The 19,797-nt window shown below is 63.6% G+C and carries 21 protein-coding genes; 11 read left to right on the forward strand and 10 right to left on the reverse strand.

Features of this window, described 5'->3' with window-relative positions; genetic code table 11:
• Positions 1-52: 52 nt before the first annotated feature.
• The 4 genes from RID11_RS02475 to RID11_RS02490 all read right to left on the reverse strand — a co-directional run bounded on the left by RID11_RS02475 (position 53) and on the right by RID11_RS02490 (position 3,240).
• Positions 53-238 carry a helix-turn-helix transcriptional regulator gene (locus RID11_RS02475; RefSeq protein WP_350135706.1) on the reverse strand — a complete coding sequence of 62 codons (186 nt, stop codon included), beginning with the start codon at positions 236-238 and terminating at the stop codon, positions 53-55.
• Between the two features lie 32 nt (positions 239-270).
• Positions 271-1,497: a tyrosine-type recombinase/integrase gene (locus RID11_RS02480; RefSeq protein WP_350135708.1), complete on the reverse strand. Its 1,227-nt coding sequence runs from the start codon at positions 1,495-1,497 to the stop codon at positions 271-273.
• A 202-nt stretch (positions 1,498-1,699) separates the two neighbouring features.
• Complete coding sequence (locus RID11_RS02485) at positions 1,700-2,293, reverse strand: HD domain-containing protein (protein ID WP_350135710.1); 594 nt, start codon at positions 2,291-2,293, stop codon at positions 1,700-1,702.
• A 29-nt stretch (positions 2,294-2,322) separates the two neighbouring features.
• Positions 2,323-3,240 carry an FkbM family methyltransferase gene (locus RID11_RS02490; protein WP_350135712.1) on the reverse strand — a complete coding sequence of 306 codons (918 nt, stop codon included), beginning with the start codon at positions 3,238-3,240 and terminating at the stop codon, positions 2,323-2,325.
• A 158-nt stretch (positions 3,241-3,398) separates the two neighbouring features.
• Here RID11_RS02490 and RID11_RS02495 point away from each other — a divergent pair, with 158 nt between their 5' ends.
• The 3 genes from RID11_RS02495 to RID11_RS02505 all read left to right on the forward strand — a co-directional run bounded on the left by RID11_RS02495 (position 3,399) and on the right by RID11_RS02505 (position 5,723).
• Positions 3,399-3,713, forward strand: coding sequence for a hypothetical protein (locus RID11_RS02495; RefSeq protein WP_350135714.1), 315 nt, complete (start codon positions 3,399-3,401; stop codon positions 3,711-3,713).
• A gap of 72 nt (positions 3,714-3,785) precedes the next feature.
• Entirely contained in the window at positions 3,786-5,180 is a 1,395-nt protein-coding gene (gene ahcY / locus RID11_RS02500; RefSeq protein ID WP_350135716.1) for an adenosylhomocysteinase, read from the forward strand.
• A gap of 201 nt (positions 5,181-5,381) precedes the next feature.
• Complete coding sequence (locus tag RID11_RS02505) at positions 5,382-5,723, forward strand: DUF2853 family protein (protein WP_350135718.1); 342 nt, start codon at positions 5,382-5,384, stop codon at positions 5,721-5,723.
• Between the two features lie 50 nt (positions 5,724-5,773).
• Here the strand turns inward: RID11_RS02505 and RID11_RS02510 are convergent, their stop codons facing one another.
• On the reverse strand, positions 5,774-6,247 hold the full coding sequence (locus tag RID11_RS02510) for a MarR family winged helix-turn-helix transcriptional regulator (RefSeq protein WP_350135720.1): 474 nt from the start codon (positions 6,245-6,247) through the stop codon (positions 5,774-5,776).
• 250 nt (positions 6,248-6,497) lie between these two features.
• On the opposite strand from RID11_RS02510, the gene ectA reads away from it, so the two are divergent.
• Genes ectA through RID11_RS02530 form a run of 4 tightly spaced genes read left to right on the forward strand, consistent with a single transcriptional unit; the run spans position 6,498 to position 10,228 of the window.
• Positions 6,498-7,016, forward strand: coding sequence for a diaminobutyrate acetyltransferase (gene ectA / locus RID11_RS02515; protein ID WP_350135722.1), 519 nt, complete (start codon positions 6,498-6,500; stop codon positions 7,014-7,016).
• A 48-nt stretch (positions 7,017-7,064) separates the two neighbouring features.
• Entirely contained in the window at positions 7,065-8,357 is a 1,293-nt protein-coding gene (ectB, locus tag RID11_RS02520) for a diaminobutyrate--2-oxoglutarate transaminase (protein ID WP_350135724.1), read from the forward strand.
• Between the two features lie 6 nt (positions 8,358-8,363).
• The gene (locus RID11_RS02525) at positions 8,364-8,756 is read left to right on the forward strand and encodes an ectoine synthase (RefSeq protein WP_350135726.1); all 393 of its coding nucleotides are present in this window, start codon (positions 8,364-8,366) and stop codon (positions 8,754-8,756) included.
• A 35-nt stretch (positions 8,757-8,791) separates the two neighbouring features.
• On the forward strand, positions 8,792-10,228 hold the full coding sequence (locus RID11_RS02530; RefSeq protein ID WP_350135728.1) for an aspartate kinase: 1,437 nt from the start codon (positions 8,792-8,794) through the stop codon (positions 10,226-10,228).
• 536 nt (positions 10,229-10,764) lie between these two features.
• Here RID11_RS02530 and RID11_RS02535 read toward each other — a convergent pair.
• Genes RID11_RS02535 through tsaD form a run of 4 tightly spaced genes read right to left on the reverse strand, consistent with a single transcriptional unit; the run spans position 10,765 to position 13,503 of the window.
• Positions 10,765-11,184, reverse strand: coding sequence for an EVE domain-containing protein (locus RID11_RS02535; RefSeq protein ID WP_350135730.1), 420 nt, complete (start codon positions 11,182-11,184; stop codon positions 10,765-10,767).
• A complete protein-coding gene (locus RID11_RS02540; protein ID WP_074785087.1) occupies positions 11,184-11,453 on the reverse strand; it encodes a YciI family protein in 270 nt (89 codons plus the stop codon). The genes RID11_RS02535 and RID11_RS02540 overlap by 1 nt, the downstream gene beginning before the upstream one ends.
• Positions 11,453-12,409, reverse strand: coding sequence for an NAD(P)H-dependent glycerol-3-phosphate dehydrogenase (locus RID11_RS02545; protein WP_350135733.1), 957 nt, complete (start codon positions 12,407-12,409; stop codon positions 11,453-11,455). The genes RID11_RS02540 and RID11_RS02545 overlap by 1 nt, the downstream gene beginning before the upstream one ends.
• A complete protein-coding gene (gene tsaD, locus RID11_RS02550; protein ID WP_350135808.1) occupies positions 12,406-13,503 on the reverse strand; it encodes a tRNA (adenosine(37)-N6)-threonylcarbamoyltransferase complex transferase subunit TsaD in 1,098 nt (365 codons plus the stop codon). The genes RID11_RS02545 and tsaD overlap by 4 nt, the downstream gene beginning before the upstream one ends.
• Before the next feature lie 73 nt (positions 13,504-13,576).
• On the opposite strand from tsaD, the gene RID11_RS02555 reads away from it, so the two are divergent.
• The 4 genes from RID11_RS02555 to RID11_RS02570 are packed head-to-tail and all read left to right on the forward strand — an operon-like array spanning position 13,577 to position 18,460.
• The gene (locus RID11_RS02555; protein WP_350135735.1) at positions 13,577-14,311 is read left to right on the forward strand and encodes a uroporphyrinogen-III synthase; all 735 of its coding nucleotides are present in this window, start codon (positions 13,577-13,579) and stop codon (positions 14,309-14,311) included.
• A gap of 48 nt (positions 14,312-14,359) precedes the next feature.
• Entirely contained in the window at positions 14,360-15,751 is a 1,392-nt protein-coding gene (locus RID11_RS02560) for a hypothetical protein (protein ID WP_350135737.1), read from the forward strand.
• 19 nt (positions 15,752-15,770) lie between these two features.
• Positions 15,771-17,252 (forward strand): heme biosynthesis protein HemY, encoded by a 1,482-nt coding sequence (locus RID11_RS02565; protein WP_350135739.1) that lies wholly within the window; start codon positions 15,771-15,773, stop codon positions 17,250-17,252.
• A gap of 38 nt (positions 17,253-17,290) precedes the next feature.
• Positions 17,291-18,460, forward strand: coding sequence for a pyridoxal phosphate-dependent aminotransferase (locus RID11_RS02570; RefSeq protein WP_350135741.1), 1,170 nt, complete (start codon positions 17,291-17,293; stop codon positions 18,458-18,460).
• 313 nt (positions 18,461-18,773) lie between these two features.
• Here the strand turns inward: RID11_RS02570 and tdh are convergent, their stop codons facing one another.
• Complete coding sequence (gene tdh / locus RID11_RS02575) at positions 18,774-19,796, reverse strand: L-threonine 3-dehydrogenase (protein WP_350135810.1); 1,023 nt, start codon at positions 19,794-19,796, stop codon at positions 18,774-18,776.
• Position 19,797 lies beyond the last annotated feature (1 nt).

The following is a 19,797-nucleotide window of genomic DNA, read 5'->3' on the forward strand; positions in this document are numbered from 1 at the left end:
GTTTGTGGAGGAAGGGCATTCGCACCGCGCAGCACCCGCGCGGTTTCGGGTTTCAGTGAAGTTCGTGAACGATAGCCTCCATCCATTCGCTGACTGCACTCTCCCGCCAACCAATGGCGCGCAGGCCTAGTTTCTGGGGCGTCGAGAAATCCCCGCGCTCGACCATGCGGTAAATCGTGGATCGGTTTAGGCCGATTGCCTGCTGAACTTCTCTGCATCGTAGTATTCTGTCGGTCATTAAAAGACTTCCTTCTTTCTAATGACTCGAACTTACGGAATCTTGGTTAAAGGCTGGTTTAGAAATGCCGAATTTTCCAAATCGACTACTTCACCGGTACTTTTTCCCGTGACGTGATCCGCCCATCGCGCCATGAGTGGGCGGCGTTTCTCCAGCAGGTCAGTGCGGTTATAGGCGCGCGAAACCTTTGTGCCGAACACATGCGCCAGTGCTGCCTCGGCTACGTTGTCAGGCACCCCTGCCGCTTCCGCGCACCATGTGCGGAAACTGGACCGGAAGCCGTGTGGGCGGGCATCAAGACCCCGGCGTTTCATCAATGCGCTCATGGTTGCATCTGAGATCACACCCTTTCGGACATTGGCGAACAGGTAACCATCCCGAGCGAATGGCTGTGCCTGCTCGATAACCGCAAGGGCCTCTTGCGAGAGCGGTACGCGGAAATCTTCTTCATGGCCCTTTAGGGATTTCATGTTTTCCGCTGGCACGGTCCATACATCGCCATCGATTTCATCTAGGCGGCAAAACCGGATCGGCTTCGAGCGAACACCTGTGAGAATTAACAGGCGCAATGCCAGATGCGCAACCGTTCCTTCTGAAAGGCTCTCATAAAATGCAGGCACCTCCTGCCACGGCACAGCGGGGATATTCTTTGCCTCGTGGCGTGACCTGCCCAAAAGCGCCTTGGCCTTTTCGGTCGCTTGCACATCAACGTCCAGCCCCATGGCGGCGGCATGTTTCAGGGTGATGTTCAGGCGATTCATTGCCTTTCGCGCTGTATCGGCTTTGGAATGCCAAATTGGGGCGAGCGCGTTCTTGATATCCCGCTGGTCGATATCCTCAACAGGCACTTTCCCAATTTTGGGCAGCACGTGCAATTCGAGTGGCGTGAACCAGCGACCTGCCTTGCCATCACCTTTGAGTTCGGCCTTGCGGGCTTCGAATGCTTCAACCGCAACGCTGGCAAGTGTGTGATCCTCGCGCGCGGCCTCACGCCTAAAACGCTCACGCTCCTTGATGGGGTCCTTGCCCTGCCGGGCGACTTCCCGCCATTGGGCGGCAGTATCACGCGCTTCCTTTAAGCTGACCTCGCTTAGGGCACCTAGGCCCATCTCTCTGCGCCTGCCATGAACCGTAACCCGCAGCACCCACTGAGCCCCTCCATCCTTTCGCTTGTGTAGCCACAGACCGGCACCATCGGAATACTTGCCAGGCTTCGCGTTCCTGACCTGGGCAGCAGTTAACTTGTGTTGCGCGGGCAAATCTCTGTCCCCCTCTCAGTCCACCCCTATACATAGTATACCCTGATGCAGTTTGAAACAGAATGAAATCATTTACATGCTATTTTTCTTAGAATTTTATTAGGTCCGATACAGATTGAAATCACATGATACAGGAATTCAATGCCCTTCAGCGGCACCATTCTTCTCCGCTTTTCCATACAGATATCCGGACCGGGCAGGATCACCCCATCTCGGCCAGGAGCGCATGATGCCGTTCGGTATAGGCGGCGCGGGTCTCGGTGGGCGGGCGCAGGGCGATGCTCAGGCCACGGATCACCTCCGCGTCGGGCTTGCCAAAGAAACGGTCAGCCTCGGCGACGGTGAAGCCGGCGATCTCCGTGGCTTCCATCCAGGCGCTGATCCTGTCGGCCTTCTTGATCTGCTTCTTGACGGCGGCGGGGATCGTCGCGGGCAGGCCAAAGCGGATATGCACCGCCGCCGCAAGCCGCGCATCGAGCGCGTCATAGCCCGGCCCGACGGCGTTCTTCACCGGCGAGATCATGTCCCCGATCACGTATTCGGGCGCGTCATGCAACAGCGCCGCCAACCGCCATTTGGCGGGCGCGCGCGGGTTTAGCCGGGCATAGAGCCGCTCCACCAGCAGCGAATGCTCGGCCACGGAATAGGCGAAATCGCCCAGCGTCTGCCCGTTCCATCGGGCGACAAAGCTGAGCCCGTGGGCAATATCCTCGATCTCGATATCGACCGGGGTCGGGTCGAGCAGGTCGAGCCTGCGGCCCGAGAGCATCTTTTGCCAGGCGCGGGGTGTGGGCATGGGGCCTCCGGATCAGGTGGTGGCTCTGACTAGCCCGAGCGTGCGGAATTTGCAAAGCCCTGCATGATCCGCCCAAGCAGCGCCGAACCCGCCCGCGCGGCGAGGAAGTTGTAGCCCTTGTACGCGTCGGTCTTGCACGCGCGGATCGTGGCGACATCGGTCATCGGGATCAGGCCGGTCTCTATGGAATAGACCCGCATATCGGGGTCCGAGAGCAGATGCGCGCTGACCGTGCAGTCCGGATCATTTCCGTGATCCTCGTAGATCAATACCGCGCCATCGGCGAGCGCCCGCGCCGCGCCCCGGACGGCGGCGATCTCGGCCCCTTCGACATCCAGCTTGATGAGGGCCGCCGCACCTTTGGGCACCAGATCGTCAACCGCCAGCGTCCCAACGGTCTCGATGCGGTCCTGTCCACCTGCAGGCAAATCGGATTCCAACCGCGCCGAGGCATGGCTGAGATGGGTGTTGACGAAACGCATCTCCTCGCCCGACCGGGCATGAATGGCAGCACGGTAGAGGGTGACATTGGGCAACTCGGTGGCGTTTCCCGACAGCTCCGCAAAGGTAGCCGCCGACGCCTCGACCGCGATCACCTGCTCGAACAGCGGGGCGGCGCGCGTTGTCCAGTACCCCTTGTTCGCGCCCAGGTCGCAAAAGAGCGGGCTCGCCCCCGAGGCCGCAGTCACCACGCGGGCAACCTCGGGCTCATAGGGCGCGCGGTAAAGCGCGAAGCGGGTCCAGTACCCGTCGTCGAGCGCGATGCGGTAGGGCGGTGCGCCATTCTCATGCAGAAACACCGCCGTCTCCGGGCCGAACACCCGCCCCAGCCCGCGCGCGAAGCGGCCATATAGACCGCGCGTCATCGCCAGCCGAAACAGCCCCATCAGAAGCATGTATTGCAGCCGCGCGGCAGGGCCGGAGAAGGTCAGGTGACGGTCGCTCATGTCTGCAGAGGTAGAGAGGATGCGCACCCGGTGCCAGCCCCAAACACATCTGCCACACGCGCTTGTGTCGCGAGTTTTAATGCGGCGCGCGCGGTCAGCCCCCAGATTCCAGACATCACACCGGCGCATCCGCGCCCCAGACCACAAGGAGAACCCTCATGTTCAAACGTCTTTGCTCCACCGCGATGATCTTTGGTGCGGCCGCCCTTGCCCCGCCACAGCCCGCGCAGGCACAGGCAATGACCTGCCTGCCGCGCGACGCCTTGGTCGAACGACTGGAAGGCCGCTACAACGAGCACCTGGTTGGCGGCGGGCTGCAAAGCCCACAGCAATTGCTGGAAGTCTGGTCCTCAGACGACAGCGGCAGTTTCACGGTATTCGTGACCCGCCCCAATGGCACAAGCTGCATCATCGCAACCGGCCGGAACTGGACCGGGGCGGCGGCTGCACAGCCCGACGGAGTGGCCGGGTAATCGCACGTTGCCCAATCGCGGGGTGAGTGCTATCTGCCTTGCAAAATTCTCATGCAAGGAGCCACCCCCAAGATGGCAAATGATTACATCGTCAAAGACATCAGCCTCGCCGCTTACGGCCGCAAGGAACTGGATATTGCGGAAACCGAGATGCCGGGGCTGATGGCGCTGCGCAAGGAATTCGGCGAGGCCAAGCCGCTTAAGGGCGCGCGCATCGCGGGCAGCCTGCACATGACCATTCAAACCGCCGTGCTGATCGAGACGCTGGTCGAACTGGGCGCCGATGTCCGCTGGGCGTCCTGCAACATCTTCTCCACCCAGGATCACGCTGCAGCGGCGATCGCCGAGGGTGGCACACCGGTCTTTGCCATCAAGGGCGAGACGCTCGAGGAATACTGGGACTATGCCGACCGGATCTTCCAATTCGAAGAGGGCGGCGCCAACATGATCCTCGACGATGGCGGCGATGCCACGCTCTACGTTCTGATCGGCGCGCGCGTCGAGGAAGGCGAGACCGACCTGATCGAAACCCCCACTTCGGAAGAAGAGGTCGCGCTCTTTGCCCAGATCAAGAAGCGCATGGCCGAGAGCCCCGGCTGGTTCGTCAAGCAGCGCCACATGATCAAGGGCGTCTCCGAGGAAACCACCACCGGCGTGCACCGTCTCTACAAGATGATGGAAAAGGGCCACCTGCCGTTCCCGGCGATCAACGTGAATGACTCAGTGACCAAGTCGAAATTCGACAACAAATACGGCTGCAAGGAAAGCCTCGTCGACGGCATCCGCCGCGCCACCGACACGATGATGGCGGGCAAGGTCGCCGTGGTCATGGGCTATGGCGATGTGGGCAAAGGCTCGGCGGCATCACTGTCTGGTGCTGGCGCACGCGTCAAGGTGACCGAGGTCGATCCCATCTGCGCGCTGCAGGCGGCAATGGACGGGTTCGAGGTGACCACGCTCGAGGATGTGGTCGAGACCGCCGACATCTTCATCACCACCACCGGCAACAAGGACGTGATCCGCATCGAGCATATGCGCGCGATGAAGGACATGGCCATCGTCGGCAATATCGGCCATTTCGACAACGAAATTCAGGTCGCCAGCCTGAAGAACCACAAATGGACCAACATCAAGGATCAGGTGGACATGATCGAGATGCCCTCGGGCAACCGCATCATCCTGCTCAGCGAAGGCCGCCTGCTGAACCTCGGCAATGCCACCGGCCACCCCTCCTTCGTGATGTCCGCGTCCTTCACCAACCAGGTGCTGGCGCAGATCGAGCTCTGGACCAAGGGGGGGCAGTACGGCAACGAGGTCTATGTCCTGCCCAAGCATCTCGATGAAAAGGTCGCGCGCCTGCATCTCGACCGCATCGGCGTGAAACTGACCGAACTCAAGCCCGATCAGGCCGAGTATATCGGAGTCAGCCCCGACGGCCCGTTCAAGCCCGAGCATTACCGCTACTAGATATCGCGCCTTGCGCAGGATCACGCCCGCTGGCCATGTGGCTGGCGGGCGTTTCTCGTCCCGGGCGCACCGAAGGGGAGCGCACGGACAATTTTCCCTTTGTGCGCGTAAAAACAGCCGCTATCGTGCCCAAAGCGCCATTTTCGGGGCTGGGTTGAAACAAAAGACCGACAGCACGGTCGGGTATTCGGGAGAAAGTTTATGGGAAAGCGTGACGATCTGATCGCACAATATGCAGATGACCTGCGCAACAAATGCGGCATGCAGCCGGACATGGATCTGCTGACCAAGGTGACCATTGGCTGCGGTCCGGCGATCTACAACGCGGATGCCTCGACCGTGGCCGCCAGCCAGCCGGACGAGTTGGAGACGGTGAAAACCAATTTTCTGGTCAAGAAGCTGGGCCTCGCCGACAGCCCCGCGCTGATGGATGCGATCAATCAGGTGCTTGAGACCTATGGCCGCTCCGAACGCAACAAGTATCGCGCCGTGGTCTACTACATGCTGACCAAGCATTTCGGCAAGGAATCAGTCTACGGCTGATCCGCCTGCAACGGCAATGACACCGCGCCCGCCCGATGTGGCGGGCGTTTTCATGCGCTGCGCAAATCCCCGGTATCCAGCACCGGCGACGCGTCGATACCCTCGGCGTCGAGCATGGTCGCCACCCGTTCGAGCGAGGCCACAAGCTGCGCCTGCTCCCAATCCTCCAGCGCCTCGAACTTGCGCACGTAACGCTGTTGCAGCGCGTCGGGCGCGTGCAGGATGATATCGCGGCCCTGCTTGGTGACGATGATATTGGTCTGCCGCCGGTCGGTCTGCGATTTCTCGCGCGTGACGACACCGTGTTTCACCAGCTTGTCCACCAGCGAGGTCACCGTCGCCTGGCTGACCCGCATCTGCTGGGCAATGAGCGTCGCTGTGCAACTGCCACGCTCCGCCACGATCTGCAACACGCGAAACTGCACGGCTGTCAGCCCGGCGGCATTCGCCAGTTTGCGCCCATAAATCTCAGTGGCGCGCAGGATGCGCCGCAGCGCGATAAGGCTTTGGTCGGTGCGATCCATTTTCGTCCCTTCGGTAATCGAAGTAATGGTCGCAAAGCTGTCGCTCAATTGCAATTTTTATTCCTCCTGAGCCGAATTAATTTAGTTAGCTAATTAAATATATAGCGCATTCACTCCATAATTATAAGGCTTAAAGCGAATTTTTTCGTATAGAGCGGCAAATTGCTCTCTGTGGTTGATTTTTCAGATCGCCTGATATATTTAGTTAGCCGAAGCAAATAGAGAGGTCACTGATCCTATGCGACATGCGATGGAAATGTTTCACAAAGCCCTTCCCACCCTGCGCAAGCCGAGCGCGGAGGATGGCGCTGCGATCTGGGAACTGATCCAGGCGTGCAAGCCGCTGGATGAAAACTCGATGTATTGCAACTTGATCCAGTGCGATCATTTCCGCGATACCTGCATCATTGCCGAACTGAATGGCGAGGTCGTCGGCTGGGTGTCGGGCTATGTCCTGCCCGACGATCCCGAGACGTTCTTTGTCTGGCAGGTCGCCGTGTCGGAAAAGGCACGCGGCACCGGGCTCGGCACGCTGATGCTGCGCGGGCTGCTCTCGCGTGAGAATTGCGAAGGCGTGAAGCGTCTCCAGACCACGATCACGCGCGACAATCCCGGAAGCTGGGCCTTGTTCCGCAAGTTCAGCGACTACACCGACGGCGAGCTGTCGAGCACGCCCTATTTCGCGAAGTCACAGCACTTCAACGAACAGCATGACACCGAATACATGGTGACCATCACCATGAAGGCGCGGACGAAGAAGGCGGCCTGATCTCAGGCCCCCCGTCGCCCTCACTCCAATCACACAAAGGAACATCTTATGCCGACTGACATGTCAGCCGATCTTGCCGTATTTGAACGCCGCGAATCCGAGGCGCGCAGCTATTGCCGCAGCTTCCCCACGTCTTTCGTCAAGGCGCAGGGCTCGGAACTGACCGACGCATCGGGCCGCACCTATATCGACTTTCTCGCCGGGTGCTCGTCGCTCAACTACGGCCACAACGACCCGGACATGAAAGCCGCGCTGATCGAGCATCTAAATGCCGACGGGATCACCCATGGTCTCGATATGCACTCTGATGCCAAGGCCGACTTCCTGACCGCGTTCGAGGACATCATCCTCAAACCGCGCAACATGGATTACAAGGTGATGATGACCGGCCCGACCGGCACCAACGCCGTCGAGGCCGCGATGAAACTCGCGCGCAAGATCACGGGCCGCCGCAACATCATCGCCTTCACCAACGGCTTTCATGGCATGACCATGGGCGCGCTCAGCTGCACCGGCAATGCCGGCAAGCGGGCCGGGGCAGGTGGCGGGCCGCTCTGCGGCACCACGCATATGCCGTTTGAGGGCGCGTTCGGCGACGGCATGGACAGCCTCAAGATCATCGAGGAAATGCTCAGCAACCCGTCGAGCGGCGTCGATGCGCCCGCCGCCTTCATCATCGAGCCGGTGCAGGGCGAGGGCGGGCTCAACGCCGCATCGCCCGAGTTCATGCGCGGCATCGCCAAACTTGCCAAGGAACACGGCGCGCTCTTCATCGTCGATGACATCCAGGCGGGCTGCGGCCGCACCGGCACGTTCTTCAGCTTCGAAGAAATGGGCATCGAGCCCGATCTCATCCCGATGGCCAAGAGCTTTTCCGGCATGGGCCTGCCGTTTGCGGCCCTGCTGATCAAGCCCGAGCACGACATCTGGGGCCCGGCCGAGCATAACGGCACCTTCCGGGGCAACACGCATGCCTTTGTCACCGCGCGTGTCGCCTTGCAGAAGTTCTGGAAGGACGACACCTTCCAGAAAGAGATCGCAACCAAGGCCGAGATGCTGCGCGAGGCGCTGGAGCAGATCGCCGACAACATCCCCGGTGCCCGCCTCAAGGGCCGTGGTATGATGCGCGGCGTCGATGTCGGCAATGGCGATCTGGCGGGTGAAATTTGCGCGCGGGCCTTTGAAAAGGGTCTCATCATCGAGACCTCGGGCGCGCATGACGAGGTGGTCAAGGTTCTGGCCCCGCTCACCACGCCCGAAGCGACCTTTGCCGAGGGACTGGACATTCTGAAAGAGGCCGCGCGCGACGTGACGGCCACAACCAAATACGCAGCGGAGTAAACGGACATGATCGTCAGAGACTTCAACAAGATCATCGAGGAAGAACGCAACCGGGTCGTCTCGGACGCACAATGGTCGAGCGTGCGGATGCTGCTCGCAGATGACGGGATGGGGTTTTCCTTCCACATCACCTTTCTGGAGCCGGGATCGGAGCACACGTTCGAGTACAAGAACCACTTCGAGAGCGTCTATTGCATGCAGGGCAAGGGCTCGATCACCGATATCGCCACCGGCGAGACGCATGAGATCAAGCCCGGCGTGATGTACGCGCTCGACAAGCATGATCGCCACATCCTGCGCGCCGACGAAGAGCTTGTGATGGCCTGCTGCTTCAACCCGCCGGTGACCGGCAAGGAAGTGCATCAGGCCGACGGCTCCTACGCGCTGGAAGACAGCTAACAAAGGCTCGGGGGCGCGCCCCCGGGAAGAGGGATATGACATTTCCAACCCATACCGTCGAGAAGATCGGCGGCACATCCATGAGCCGCGTGGGCGAGTTGCTGGACACGCTCTTTATCGGCGACCGCGAAGGCGAGGCTCTCTATCATCGCGCCTTCGTGGTCTCGGCCTTTGCCGGGATCACCAACAAGCTGCTGGAGCACAAGAAATCCGGCACGCCGGGGGTCTATGCCCTCTTTGCCAATGACGATGACGATCATGGCTGGCTCGACGCGCTGACCGAGGTGGGCACCGCGATGCGCGAGGCGCATGGCGACATCCTCGAACATCCCGGCGACCGCAGCATGGCCGACGAATTCGTCCGCGAACGGATCGAGGGCGCGCGCTCGTGCCTGTTCGATTTGCAACGCCTGTGCTCCTACGGGCATTTCCGCCTCAGCGATCACATGCTGGTCATCCGTGAACTGCTCTCGGGCCTGGGCGAGGCGCATTCCGCCTTTGTCACAACGCTGCTGTTGCAGCGCGCAGGCGTCAACGCCCGATTCATCGACCTCAGCGGCTGGCGCGACGAGACCGAGCACACCCTCTCGGAGCGCATCGCACAGGGCTTGGGCGACGTGGACCTCGCCACCGAGATGCCCATCATCACCGGCTATGCGCAATGCACCGAAGGGTTGATGCGCGAGTTCGACCGCGGCTATTCCGAGGTGACCTTCGCCCGCATCGCGGCCTATACCGGCGCGGCCGAGGCGATCATTCACAAGGAATTTCACCTCTCCTCGGCTGACCCGAAACTCGTCGGCGAAGAGGCCGTGCGCAAACTGGGCCACACCAATTACGACGTCGCCGATCAGCTGTCCAATCTCGGGATGGAGGCGATCCACCCCAAGGCCGCCAAGACCCTGCGTCAGGCCGAGGTGCCGCTGCGGGTGACCAACGCCTTCGAGCCGGGCGACCCCGGCACGCTGATCGACGATCAGCCCGCCAAGGAGGCCAATGTAGAGATCGTGACCGGCCTCAAGGTCGTGGCATTGGAGCTGTTCGAACAGGACATGGTCGGCGTCAAAGGCTATGACGCGGCCATTCTCGAGGCGCTCAAGCGGCACAATGTCTGGATCGTCTCCAAGACCTCGAACGCCAACACGATCACCCACTATGTGCATGCCTCGCTCAAGGTCGTGCGCCGCGTGGCCCGCGATCTCGAAGAGCAGTTCACATCGGCCACCGTCTCGGCGCGCACGCTCTCGCTCGTGTCGCCCATCGGCCGCGATCTGAGCGGGCTCAAGGTGCTCAGCCGGGGCCTCTCGGCGCTGGAGGAGGCCGGGATCGAGGTGATCGCCGCACACCAGACGCCGCGCGGCGTGGATGTGCAATTCGTGCTGTCCTCGGCAGACCTGGAGCCCGGCATCACCGCGCTGCACCGCGCGCTGATCGAGGCCACGGTGGCGCAAGTCCCTAAGAGGGCCGCCTGACGCGGGATCATCCGGTCTAGCCGGATGATGACAACGCGCGAACGTCATCCTCGGGCTTGACCCGAGGATCTCCACCTCGGCCCGCGTCGGTCGGCCTCTGACAATTTGAAACGAATGCGCGGCACTCTCGGTTTGGAGAGGCCGCGCTTTTTCTGTATGGTCAAGAGGTCAGGGCCAGGATGGCCGAGACCCAGTCAGTTACACGTGTGGTGCGTAGGGAGCACGTGGGGTAACGGAGGGTGTCGGCCAGGTGGCTGGCATCCTCCGTTCGGGTTTTGGAGGGGGATTTTGGCCTGAAGCTGCCGTTGCCATGAGCCGCGCATCGTTGTGCCGCGGTGTGGCGATCCTAGGGTAGTTTGGCAGTGCTTTATGGCAGCCAAGCCCAAAAAACATCAGAGCGCAGAGCAGGTTGCAGCCAAATCGCCGCGCCGGGGGGCGGCACGGCGATGCGCGGCGGCCTTACGGCCGCGTTTCGCGCAGGTGCTTCAACCGAAGGTCCGCTCAAAGCCAGTCGCGCTACAACACAACGACAGCCCCTACCCCGACACCCCCGCCATCTCGCACACGATCCGCCATTCCTCCGCCGTCACCGGCTGCACCGAGAGGCGCGAGTTGCGTACCAGCACCATCTCCGACAGGCGCGGATCGGCCTTGATCATCTCCAGCGTGACCGGCACCCGTGCCGCCTCCAGCGCCTTGATGTCCACGCACTCCCATCGCAGATCATCGGTGGTGCTGTCGGGATGCGCCTCCGCGATCACCTCGACCGTGCCCACAACCGCCTTTTCCTTTTGCGAATGGTAGAAGAACCCGCAATCGCCCACCGCCATCTCGCGCATGAAATTGCGCGCCTGATAGTTGCGCACGCCGTCCCACTCCTCGCCCGCGTCTCCCTTGGCCACCTGATCGGACCAGCCCCAGACCGACGGTTCGGACTTGAACAGCCAATAGCGCATCAGATCACTTTCTTCCACGGGATCAATTCGACCCCCGAAAACAGTTCGGCCTTGGCATAGGGATCGTTATTGGCCCACTCCTGCGCCGCCTCCATATCCTCGACATCGAGGATCACCAGCGAGCCCACCATCTCGCCCTCATCATTCAGAAGCGGTCCCGCCTGAGACACAACGCCGGTCTCCTTGAGATAGGCGATATGGGCGTCACGATTGTCGAGACGGGTTTGCAGGGCACCGGGATGGTCGCGGGCAATCAGGGCAATCAGCATCATTCTTCCTTCAATGGTCGTGAGAGCAGCATATCCATCGCCTCGCTGACGCGCAATTCGCCCGTGACAAGCGCGGTGATGGCATGCGTGATCGGCATGTCGAGGCCAAGCGCGCGGGCACGGGTCAGCACGGCGCGGGCGGTGGCGGCGCCTTCGACGGTGACGCCTTTGTCGAAATCCTCACCGCGCCCAAGACTCTGGCCGTAGCCGTAATTGCGCGACTGGCCACTGGTGCAGGTGAGCACCAGATCGCCAAAGCCCGACAGCCCCGCCAGCGTGTCGGGCTGCGCGCCCAGCGCATGGGCAAACCGGTGCATCTCGGCGAACCCCCGCGTCATCAGGGCCGCGCGCGCGCTCTCGCCCAGCCCCGCCCCCATCACCGCGCCGCAGCCGATGGCGATCACGTTCTTGAGCGCGCCGCCCAGTTCCGCGCCGATGGTGTCGGTTGTGCGATAAAGGCGCAGGGTGGGCGTGGTCAGCGAGGATTGCAATCTCTGGCCGATCGCCGCGTCGGCGCAGGCCAGCGTCAGCGCCGTGGGCAGGCCGAGCGCAATATCGCGCGCGAAACTGGGGCCCGTGAGGATCGCCGGAATGGCCTTTGCGCAGGTCTGCGCGATCAGGCCGGTAGGGCCAAGCCCGGTGGCAAGGTCCATCCCCTTGCAGCAGGCGACGAGGGGGCGCGCTCCAAGCCTGCGGTGATGCGCCGTCAGAAACCCGCCCAGCGTCTGCATTGGCATGGCCAGCAGGCAGGGCGTGTCCCCCCTCGGCACATCGCCCGAGATCACGGTGATCGCCTCGGGCAGCGGAATATCCGGCAGGCGGCGCGCGTTGACGCGGCTTGCCTGCATCTCGGCGGCGTGATCGGCATCGCGCGCCCATAGGGTGACAGGCCCGTTTTGCGCCAGTGTCACGGCAAGCGCCGTGCCAAACGCGCCCGCACCGCAGATCAGCGTCATGCCTTGGCCCCCTTCTTGCCACTGCCCAACATCGACGGGCTGGCATTGTCCAGCGGCCAGCGCGGTCGCGCCGCAAGCGTCATGTCATCACGATGGCCTTGGGCATAAAGTTCGGCCCCCGCATAGGCGATCATCGCCGCGTTGTCCGTGCAAAGCGCGAGGGGTGGTGCGAGAAACCGCACGCCTGCCCCTGCCGCCACGTCTTTCAACGCCGCGCGGATCGGGCCGTTCGCCGCCACGCCACCGGCCACGGTGATCAGCGGCGCCGAAGGACCCTCCGCCATGTACAAGCTGAGCGCCCTGCGCGTCTTTTCGGCCAGAACGTCGCAAACCGCCGCCTGAAACCCGGCGCAAAGATCGGCGCGATCCTGCCGCGTCAGCCCGGATTTCTCGGCCACAATCTGATCGCGGGCGCGCAACAGCGCGGTCTTCAGCCCCGAAAACGACATGTCGCACCCCGCCCGATCCAGCAGCGGACGGGGAAACCGCAGACGGCTGGCGTCGCCCGTCGCGGCCTCCCGCTCCACGCTCGGCCCACCCGGTTGCGGCAGCCCAAGCAGACGCGCGGTCTTGTCGAACGCCTCGCCCGGCGCGTCGTCGATGGTGCCGCCAAGCCGGGTAAAATCATCCGGCCCGCGCACGATCAGGAACTGGCAATGCCCGCCCGACACGAGTAGCATGAGATAGGGATAGGCGACCCGGTCGGTCAGGCGCGGGGTCAGCGCATGCCCGGCCAGATGGTTGACGCCGATAAGGGGCAGACCCGCCCCCGCGGCAATCCCCTTGGCGCACATCACACCTGCGATCACCCCGCCAATGAGGCCCGGCCCCGCAGTGACCGCGACGGCATCCACATCGGCCAACCCCAGCCCCGCCTGCGCCAGCGCCTCACGCACGCAGATATCGAGCTTTTCGGCATGCGCCCGCGCCGCGATCTCCGGCACCACGCCGCCATAATCGGCATGCAGCAAGGCCTGCCCGTGCACCACCGAGGCTAGGATATCAGGGGCCCCATCAGCGGAGATACGCAACAGCGCGGCTGCGGTATCATCGCAGCTACTCTCAAGTCCAAGGAAGATCAGCGGCTTGCTCATCGCGCCCATGCGTTGCGTGACAGGTGCAAGGCAGGTAACACCGAATGAGGCAGCCAACAACTCTGGATGATCCATGCCCGTGACGATCCTCATCACCCGGCCCGAGCCGGAGGCGGGCCGCTTTGCCGCGCGGCTGCACGCGATGTGCGGGCCGGAGGTGGACGTGCTTTGTGCGCCGGTGATGCGGATCGAATTGTGCGGGGAATTGCCGCCGCTCGCGGGCGGTGAGGTGCTGATCTTCACCTCACGGCACGGCGTGGCAGGGTTCTGTCACCAGACCACGACCCGCGATTTCACCTGCTACGCTGTGGGCGAGGCCACGGCACAGGCCGCACGCGCGCAGGGCCTGACGCCGATCACCTGCGGCGGCGATGCCGCGGCGTTGCTCGACCGAATTGCAAAGGATGGCACAACCGGCCCGTTCCTGCACCTGCGCGGCGCGCATGTGGCCGCCGATCTCACCGGCGCGTTACAGGCAGCAGGGCATGACGCCACAGACGCCGTGGTCTACGATCAGCAAGCGCAGGACATGGGCGAGGCCGCGCGCCGCGTTCTCGCCGGGGAGGGGCCGGTGATCCTTCCCCTGATGTCACCGCGCAGCGCGCGGCTCGTGTTTTCCCAGACGGACCACATCCATGCGCCCCTCTTCGTCGCGGCGATCAGCCGCAATACGGCACAGGCGGTGCCAGACGGCACCGCGCAGGACCTCAGCATTGCGGAACGCCCCGACGCAGAGGCAATGGCCCATGCAGTGCACGATCTGGTGAAAAAGGCCAAGCGGCTTGAGGGTAGAAAACGGGCGCAGTAAGGTCAGGTTGACAGCTTGACGTGATAAGATTCGAAAAGGTGGCGGGACGTGGCAAGAAAAAAGACTTCCAAGACGGACCAGACCGAGACGCAGGATGCGGCCGCCGAGGACGCGCCTGCACCGGAGACCGAGACATCGCCAACCGAAAAACCGTCGAGCGATGCCCCGAAGGCAACCTCCGTAACCGAAACGCCCGAGCAATCGGCAGACCATGAGGCCACGGCGCAGGACACCACCACGGACCAGCCCGAGCCTGCGTCAGAGCCTGAGAGCACGACGAGCACGACCGAGGCGGACGGCACGCAAGAGGACACATCACAAGAGCCCGAACCCGGCGACGAGACAACGCCCCGCCCCGAAGACGAGGACCCGATGGCCGAGGTCGCGACCATGGCCGAGGCCGAAGAGGCGCAGGCCGCTCAGCAGACTGACGAGGCCGAGACACCTGCCCCGGCGGCCCCGGTGACGAAAACAGAACAGGTCACGATCCGGCAGGGCGGGTTCTGGTCGATGCTCCTTGGCGGGGTCGTGGCCGCAGGCATCGGCGTGATCGCCGCCCCCTATGTCCTGCCCGACCATCCGCTGAGGCCGGCCGAGGACAGCGTTGATACGGTGGCGTTGCAGGATCGCATCGCAGCACAGGAAACCGCGATGGACGATTTGCAGTCCACGGTCGAGTCGATCCCCACCGCCCCCGATCTGAGCGGCGAACTGGGCGACCTGCGAAACACGCTGACCGATCTTGCCGAGCAGGTCAGCACCCTCGAAAGCCGTCTCGCCGAGTTGGAAGACCGCCCCGCCCCCGAGGCCGGTGGCAGCGATGTCTCCGCGTCTCAGATCGAGGAACTGAGCGCGGCACTGAGCGCACAGCGCGAGACGCTCGACGCACAGCGCGCCGAGATCGACGCCCTCAAGGGCGAGGCCGAAGCAGAGGAGGCCGCCGCGCGCGATAGCGCGCGCGCCACATTGCAGCGCGCAGCCCTGACCCGGGTGATGACGGCGCTCGATACCGGCGATGATTTCAGCCCCGCGCTCTCCGACCTGCGCGAAACCGGGGTCGATGTGCCCGCCGCGCTGGCGGACGCCGCTGAAAACGGTGTGCCGACGCAAGAGGCGCTGATCGAGAGTTTCCCGGATGCGGCCCGGGCGGCGCTCGCAGCCGAACGCAGCGCCGATGGCGGTGCCGCGTCGAGTGTCGGCGGCTTCTTCAAGAACCAGCTTGGCATCCGCTCGCTGGAGCCGCGCGAGGGCGATGACCCGGACGCGGTTCTGTCACGCGCCGAAGCGGCGGTTCGCGACGGACGGCTGGGCGATGCGCTGGCCGAGATCGAGACCCTGCCCGAGGGCGCACGCGCCGCGCTCAGCGATTGGGCCGCCGACGCCGAGCGCCGCAGCGCGGCCCTGTCGGCGGCCAATGCGCTGGCCGGTACGATGAATTGAGTTAGAAAAGGCGATCCATATGCTTTGGTCGATTATCAAGATAGCCGTTTTCATCGCCCTGGTGGCTGGCATCACCTTCGGTGCAAGCCACCTGCTGGAGCTTGAAGGCGGTGTCCGCATCGTCATGGCCGGGGTCGAGATCAACCTGACGCCGATCAAGGCGATGATCGCACTGGTGCTCCTGGTGCTGGCGATCTGGGGGCTGATGAAACTGGCGACGATGCTGGTCGCGGTGCTGCGCTTCATCAACGGGGATGAGACCGCGCTGTCGCGCTACTTCGACCGCAACCGGCAGGAAAAGGGATATCGCGCGCTGAGCGAAGGGATTCTGGCGCTGGCCTCGGGCGAGGGCGATGTGGCGATGGCCAAGGCTGCCAAGGCCGAGGGCTATCTGCGCAAGCCCGCGCTCACCGATCTGATCAGCGCGCAGGCCGCCGAAATGGCGGGCGACACGGCCAAGGCCGAGAAGGTTTACAAGCGGCTTCTGACCAACGAGAAAACCCGCTTTGTCGGCGTCCGTGGCATCCTGCGCAAGCGGCTGGAAGAGGGCGATACCGAAACGGCGATGAAACTGGCGCAGACCGCCTTTGCCCTCAAGCCACGCCATGCCGGGGTGCAGGACACGCTGTTGCAGTTGCAGGCCGGGTCGGGCGACTGGAAAGGCGCGCGCGCCACGCTCAATGCCAAGCTGAGATACGGCAATCTGCCGCGTGACGTCCATAAACGGCGCGACGCCGTGCTGGCCCTCTCGGAGGCGCGCGACGTGCTGGACGAGGGCAAGAGCATCGAGGCCCGCGAGGCTGCAATCGAGGCCAACAAGCTCTCACCCGACCTGATCCCGGCGGCGGTTCTGGCGGCGCGCGGCTATGTCGAGCAGGACAAGAAGCGCAACGCCGTGCGGGTAATCAACAAGGCCTGGCTGGTGCGCCCGCATCCCGATCTCGCCGCCGCCTTCGCCGCGATCGAGCCCGAGGAAAGCCCGACGCAGCGGCTCAAGCGCTTCGGCAAGCTGCTGAAGGTGCATCCCGACAATCGCGAAACCCGGCTGCTCGAGGCGGAACTGAACCTCGCCGCCGAGGATTTCCCGGCGGCGCGCCGCGCGCTCGGTGATCTCGCCGAAGTTGAACCGGATGCCCGTGCGCTCACCATCATGGCCGCCATCGAGCGCGGCGAGGGTGCGCCCGACGCCGTGGTCAAGGGCTGGCTGGCGCGCGCGCTCAGCGCGCCGCGCGGTCCGCAATGGGTGTGCGACAAGTGTCAGCATATCCATGCCGAATGGGTGCCCTCCTGCGAGAATTGCGGCACGTTCGACACGCTCAGCTGGCGCGCACCGCCCAGTTCACCGATGGCCACGCCCACCGGGCTGGAGATGCTGCCGCTGATCGTCGGCGCCGTTGAGGACAAGCGCCAGGACGAGACCGACGAGGATGTGGTCGAGGCCGAAGTCGTCGAAGAAGCCGAGGCGTCCGAGGACGCACCGAAGGAAGACGCCAAGAGCTGACGCGCCGCGCGCCTGCCTCACACATGCCGGAGACCCCGATGTCACATCTGCATTTCGCCGATAGCCTGTCGCGGCTTGGCACCGAATCGGCCTTTACCGTGCTGGCCCGCGCACAGGCGCTGGCGGCGCAGGGCCAGGACATCATCAACCTCGGCATCGGCCAGCCCGATTTCCAGACGCCCGAACATATCGTCGAGGCCGGGATCAAGGCGCTGCGCGACGGCCATCACGGCTATACCCCCGCCAACGGCATCCCTGCTTTGCGCGAGGCGGTGGCCGCCGACCTGCACGCCCGCCACGGCGCCGAGGTGAACCCCGACAACGTCGTGGTGGTGCCCGGCGGCAAGCCGACGATGTTCTTTGCCGTGCTTATGTTCGGAGAACCGGGGGCAGAGATCATGTATCCCGACCCCGGCTTTCCGATCTACGAAAGCGTGATCCGCTATTCCGGCGCCACCCCGGTGCCGATCGCCCTGCGCGAGGAAAACGGCTTTGCCTTCGACGCCGAAACCGTACTGGCACAGATCACGCCCAAGACCCGCCTGATCATCATCAACAGCCCCGCAAATCCCACCGGCGGCGTCACCCCGCGCGCAGAGGTCGACAAGTTCGTCGCAGGTCTTGCCGATCATCCCCACGTGGCGGTGCTCTCCGACGAGATCTACAGCCGCATGCTCTATGACGGCCGCGAACATGTGAGCCTCTTGCAATACCCCGAGATCCGCGACCGGCTGATCCTGCTAGACGGCTGGTCCAAGACCTATGCGATGACCGGCTGGCGGCTGGGCTACGCGGTCTGGCCCGACGCGGCGGTGGGGCACGCCACCCGGCTCTGCATCAACGATCATTCCTGCGTCAACGCCGCGTCGCAATATGCCGGGCTCGCCGCGCTGACCGGGCCGCAGGACGCGGTGGACGAGATGATGCGCCACTTCGACACAAGGCGACGGCTGATCGTCAAGGCGTTGAACAGCCTGCCGGGCCTGCGCTGCACCGACCCGGGCGGCGCGTTCTACGCCTTCCCGAATATCGAAGGCACAGGGATGACCTCGGCGCAGGCACAGGACCGCTTCCTCGATGAGGCCGGGGTCGCCACGGTGGCGGGCACCTCCTTTGGCCGCCACGGCGAAGGCTATCTGCGGTTTTCCTATGCCAATTCGGCGGAGAATATCGAGACGGCGATAGAGCGCATTCGTGCGCTCCTTTGACTATGCGGAGCGGGACCGCGCGTTTCAGATAATTGGTCGGTTTTGGCCTTGAGCAGTCGTTGCCGTCAGAGAGATGAGCCGCGCGGGCGACCGACCGCGGGTGGGCGCTGCAACGGTCGTGGGATGCGCTTTATGGTGGCCAAATACTGCAACGATTGCGCGGGTTTGCGACATTGCAAAAGCGCCCGCCCTCGGGGGCGGTCGGGCGCTCGCGCGGCGGCGTGCAAGCACGCCTTGATTCCGCGCGGATGGTCACAAGTCGGATGTCCGCTTCAGGCCCGAACCGCCTAGACCGCGTCACAACTCCCCGAGCCTACCAGTCCATCACCACCTTGCCCGAGTTCCCCGAGATCATCGCAGCAAACCCCTCCTCAAAATCGTCGATCCCGATCCGGTGGGTAATCAACCCGCTCACATCCAGCCCCGATTGCACCAGCGCGATCATCTTGTACCAGGTCTCGAACATCTCGCGGCCATAGATGCCCTTGATATGCAGCATCTTGAAAATCACCGCGTTCCAGTCCACCGCAAACTCGGTCGGTGCGATGCCCAACAGCGCCAGCTTGCCGCCATTGTTCATCCGCGCGATCATCTGCTGCATCGCCGCCGAGGCCCCCGACATCTCCAGCCCCACATCGAAGCCTTCGGTCATGCCGATCTCGTCCATCACGTCGCGCAGCTGCTGATGGCCCACATCGACCACATGCTGCACCCCCATCCGCCGCGCCAGATCAAGCCGGTAGGGGTTGATATCGGTGATCACCACCTTGCGCGCGCCGACCTTCTGCGCCACCAGCGCGCCCATGATCCCGATCGGCCCGGCGCCCGTCACCAGCACATCCTCCCCCACCAGATCGAAACTCAGCGCGGTATGCACCGCATTGCCGAACGGGTCGAAGATCGCCGCGATCTCGTCGGGAATATCCGCAGGAATAGGCACCACGTTCATCTCGGGGATACAGACATATTCCGCGAAAGCGCCGGGCCGGTTCACGCCCACACCGCGCGTGTTGCGGCACAGATGCCCGCGCCCCGCGCGGCAATTGCGGCACGCCCCGCAGACGATATGCCCCTCGCCCGAAACCCGTTGCCCGATCCGGTATTTCACCGCCGCAGGCCCGGTATCGACAATCTCGCCGACAAACTCGTGCCCCACCACCACCGGCACCGGCACAGTCTTGGCCGAGAACTCATCCCATTTCCAGATATGCACATCGGTGCCGCAAATCGCCGATTTCTTCACCTTGATCAGCACATCCGCCGGGCCGACCTCGGGCACCGGCACATATTCCATCCACAGCCCCGGCTCGGGCCGCGACTTCACCAGCGCCTTCATT

This window comes from Roseovarius sp., from assembly GCF_040219995.1.
Classification (GTDB): domain Bacteria; phylum Pseudomonadota; class Alphaproteobacteria; order Rhodobacterales; family Rhodobacteraceae; genus Roseovarius.

Bases quoted from the DNA above. Each gene is read 5' to 3' on its own strand.
- RID11_RS02495 (WP_350135714.1), top strand. From the start codon at position 3,399: ATGTTCAAACGTCTTTGCTCCACCGCGATGATCTTTGGTGCGGCCGCC.
- RID11_RS02530 (WP_350135728.1), top strand. From the start codon at position 8,792: ATGACATTTCCAACCCATACCGTCGAGAAGATCGGCGGCACATCCATG.
- RID11_RS02570 (WP_350135741.1), top strand. From the start codon at position 17,291: ATGTCACATCTGCATTTCGCCGATAGCCTGTCGCGGCTTGGCACCGAA.
- tsaD (WP_350135808.1), bottom strand. From the start codon at position 13,503: ATGAGCAAGCCGCTGATCTTCCTTGGACTTGAGAGTAGCTGCGATGAT.
- RID11_RS02540 (WP_074785087.1), bottom strand. From the start codon at position 11,453: ATGCTGATTGCCCTGATTGCCCGCGACCATCCCGGTGCCCTGCAAACC.
- RID11_RS02535 (WP_350135730.1), bottom strand. From the start codon at position 11,184: ATGCGCTATTGGCTGTTCAAGTCCGAACCGTCGGTCTGGGGCTGGTCC.
- ahcY (WP_350135716.1), top strand. From the start codon at position 3,786: ATGGCAAATGATTACATCGTCAAAGACATCAGCCTCGCCGCTTACGGC.
- ectA (WP_350135722.1), top strand. From the start codon at position 6,498: ATGGAAATGTTTCACAAAGCCCTTCCCACCCTGCGCAAGCCGAGCGCG.
- RID11_RS02475 (WP_350135706.1), bottom strand. From the start codon at position 238: ATGACCGACAGAATACTACGATGCAGAGAAGTTCAGCAGGCAATCGGC.
- RID11_RS02555 (WP_350135735.1), top strand. From the start codon at position 13,577: ATGCCCGTGACGATCCTCATCACCCGGCCCGAGCCGGAGGCGGGCCGC.
- RID11_RS02505 (WP_350135718.1), top strand. From the start codon at position 5,382: ATGGGAAAGCGTGACGATCTGATCGCACAATATGCAGATGACCTGCGC.
- RID11_RS02485 (WP_350135710.1), bottom strand. From the start codon at position 2,293: ATGCCCACACCCCGCGCCTGGCAAAAGATGCTCTCGGGCCGCAGGCTC.
- RID11_RS02545 (WP_350135733.1), bottom strand. From the start codon at position 12,409: ATGACGCTGATCTGCGGTGCGGGCGCGTTTGGCACGGCGCTTGCCGTG.
- RID11_RS02565 (WP_350135739.1), top strand. From the start codon at position 15,771: ATGCTTTGGTCGATTATCAAGATAGCCGTTTTCATCGCCCTGGTGGCT.
- ectB (WP_350135724.1), top strand. From the start codon at position 7,065: ATGCCGACTGACATGTCAGCCGATCTTGCCGTATTTGAACGCCGCGAA.
- RID11_RS02510 (WP_350135720.1), bottom strand. From the start codon at position 6,247: ATGGATCGCACCGACCAAAGCCTTATCGCGCTGCGGCGCATCCTGCGC.
- RID11_RS02525 (WP_350135726.1), top strand. From the start codon at position 8,364: ATGATCGTCAGAGACTTCAACAAGATCATCGAGGAAGAACGCAACCGG.
- RID11_RS02490 (WP_350135712.1), bottom strand. From the start codon at position 3,240: ATGAGCGACCGTCACCTGACCTTCTCCGGCCCTGCCGCGCGGCTGCAA.
- tdh (WP_350135810.1), bottom strand. From the start codon at position 19,796: ATGAAGGCGCTGGTGAAGTCGCGGCCCGAGCCGGGGCTGTGGATGGAA.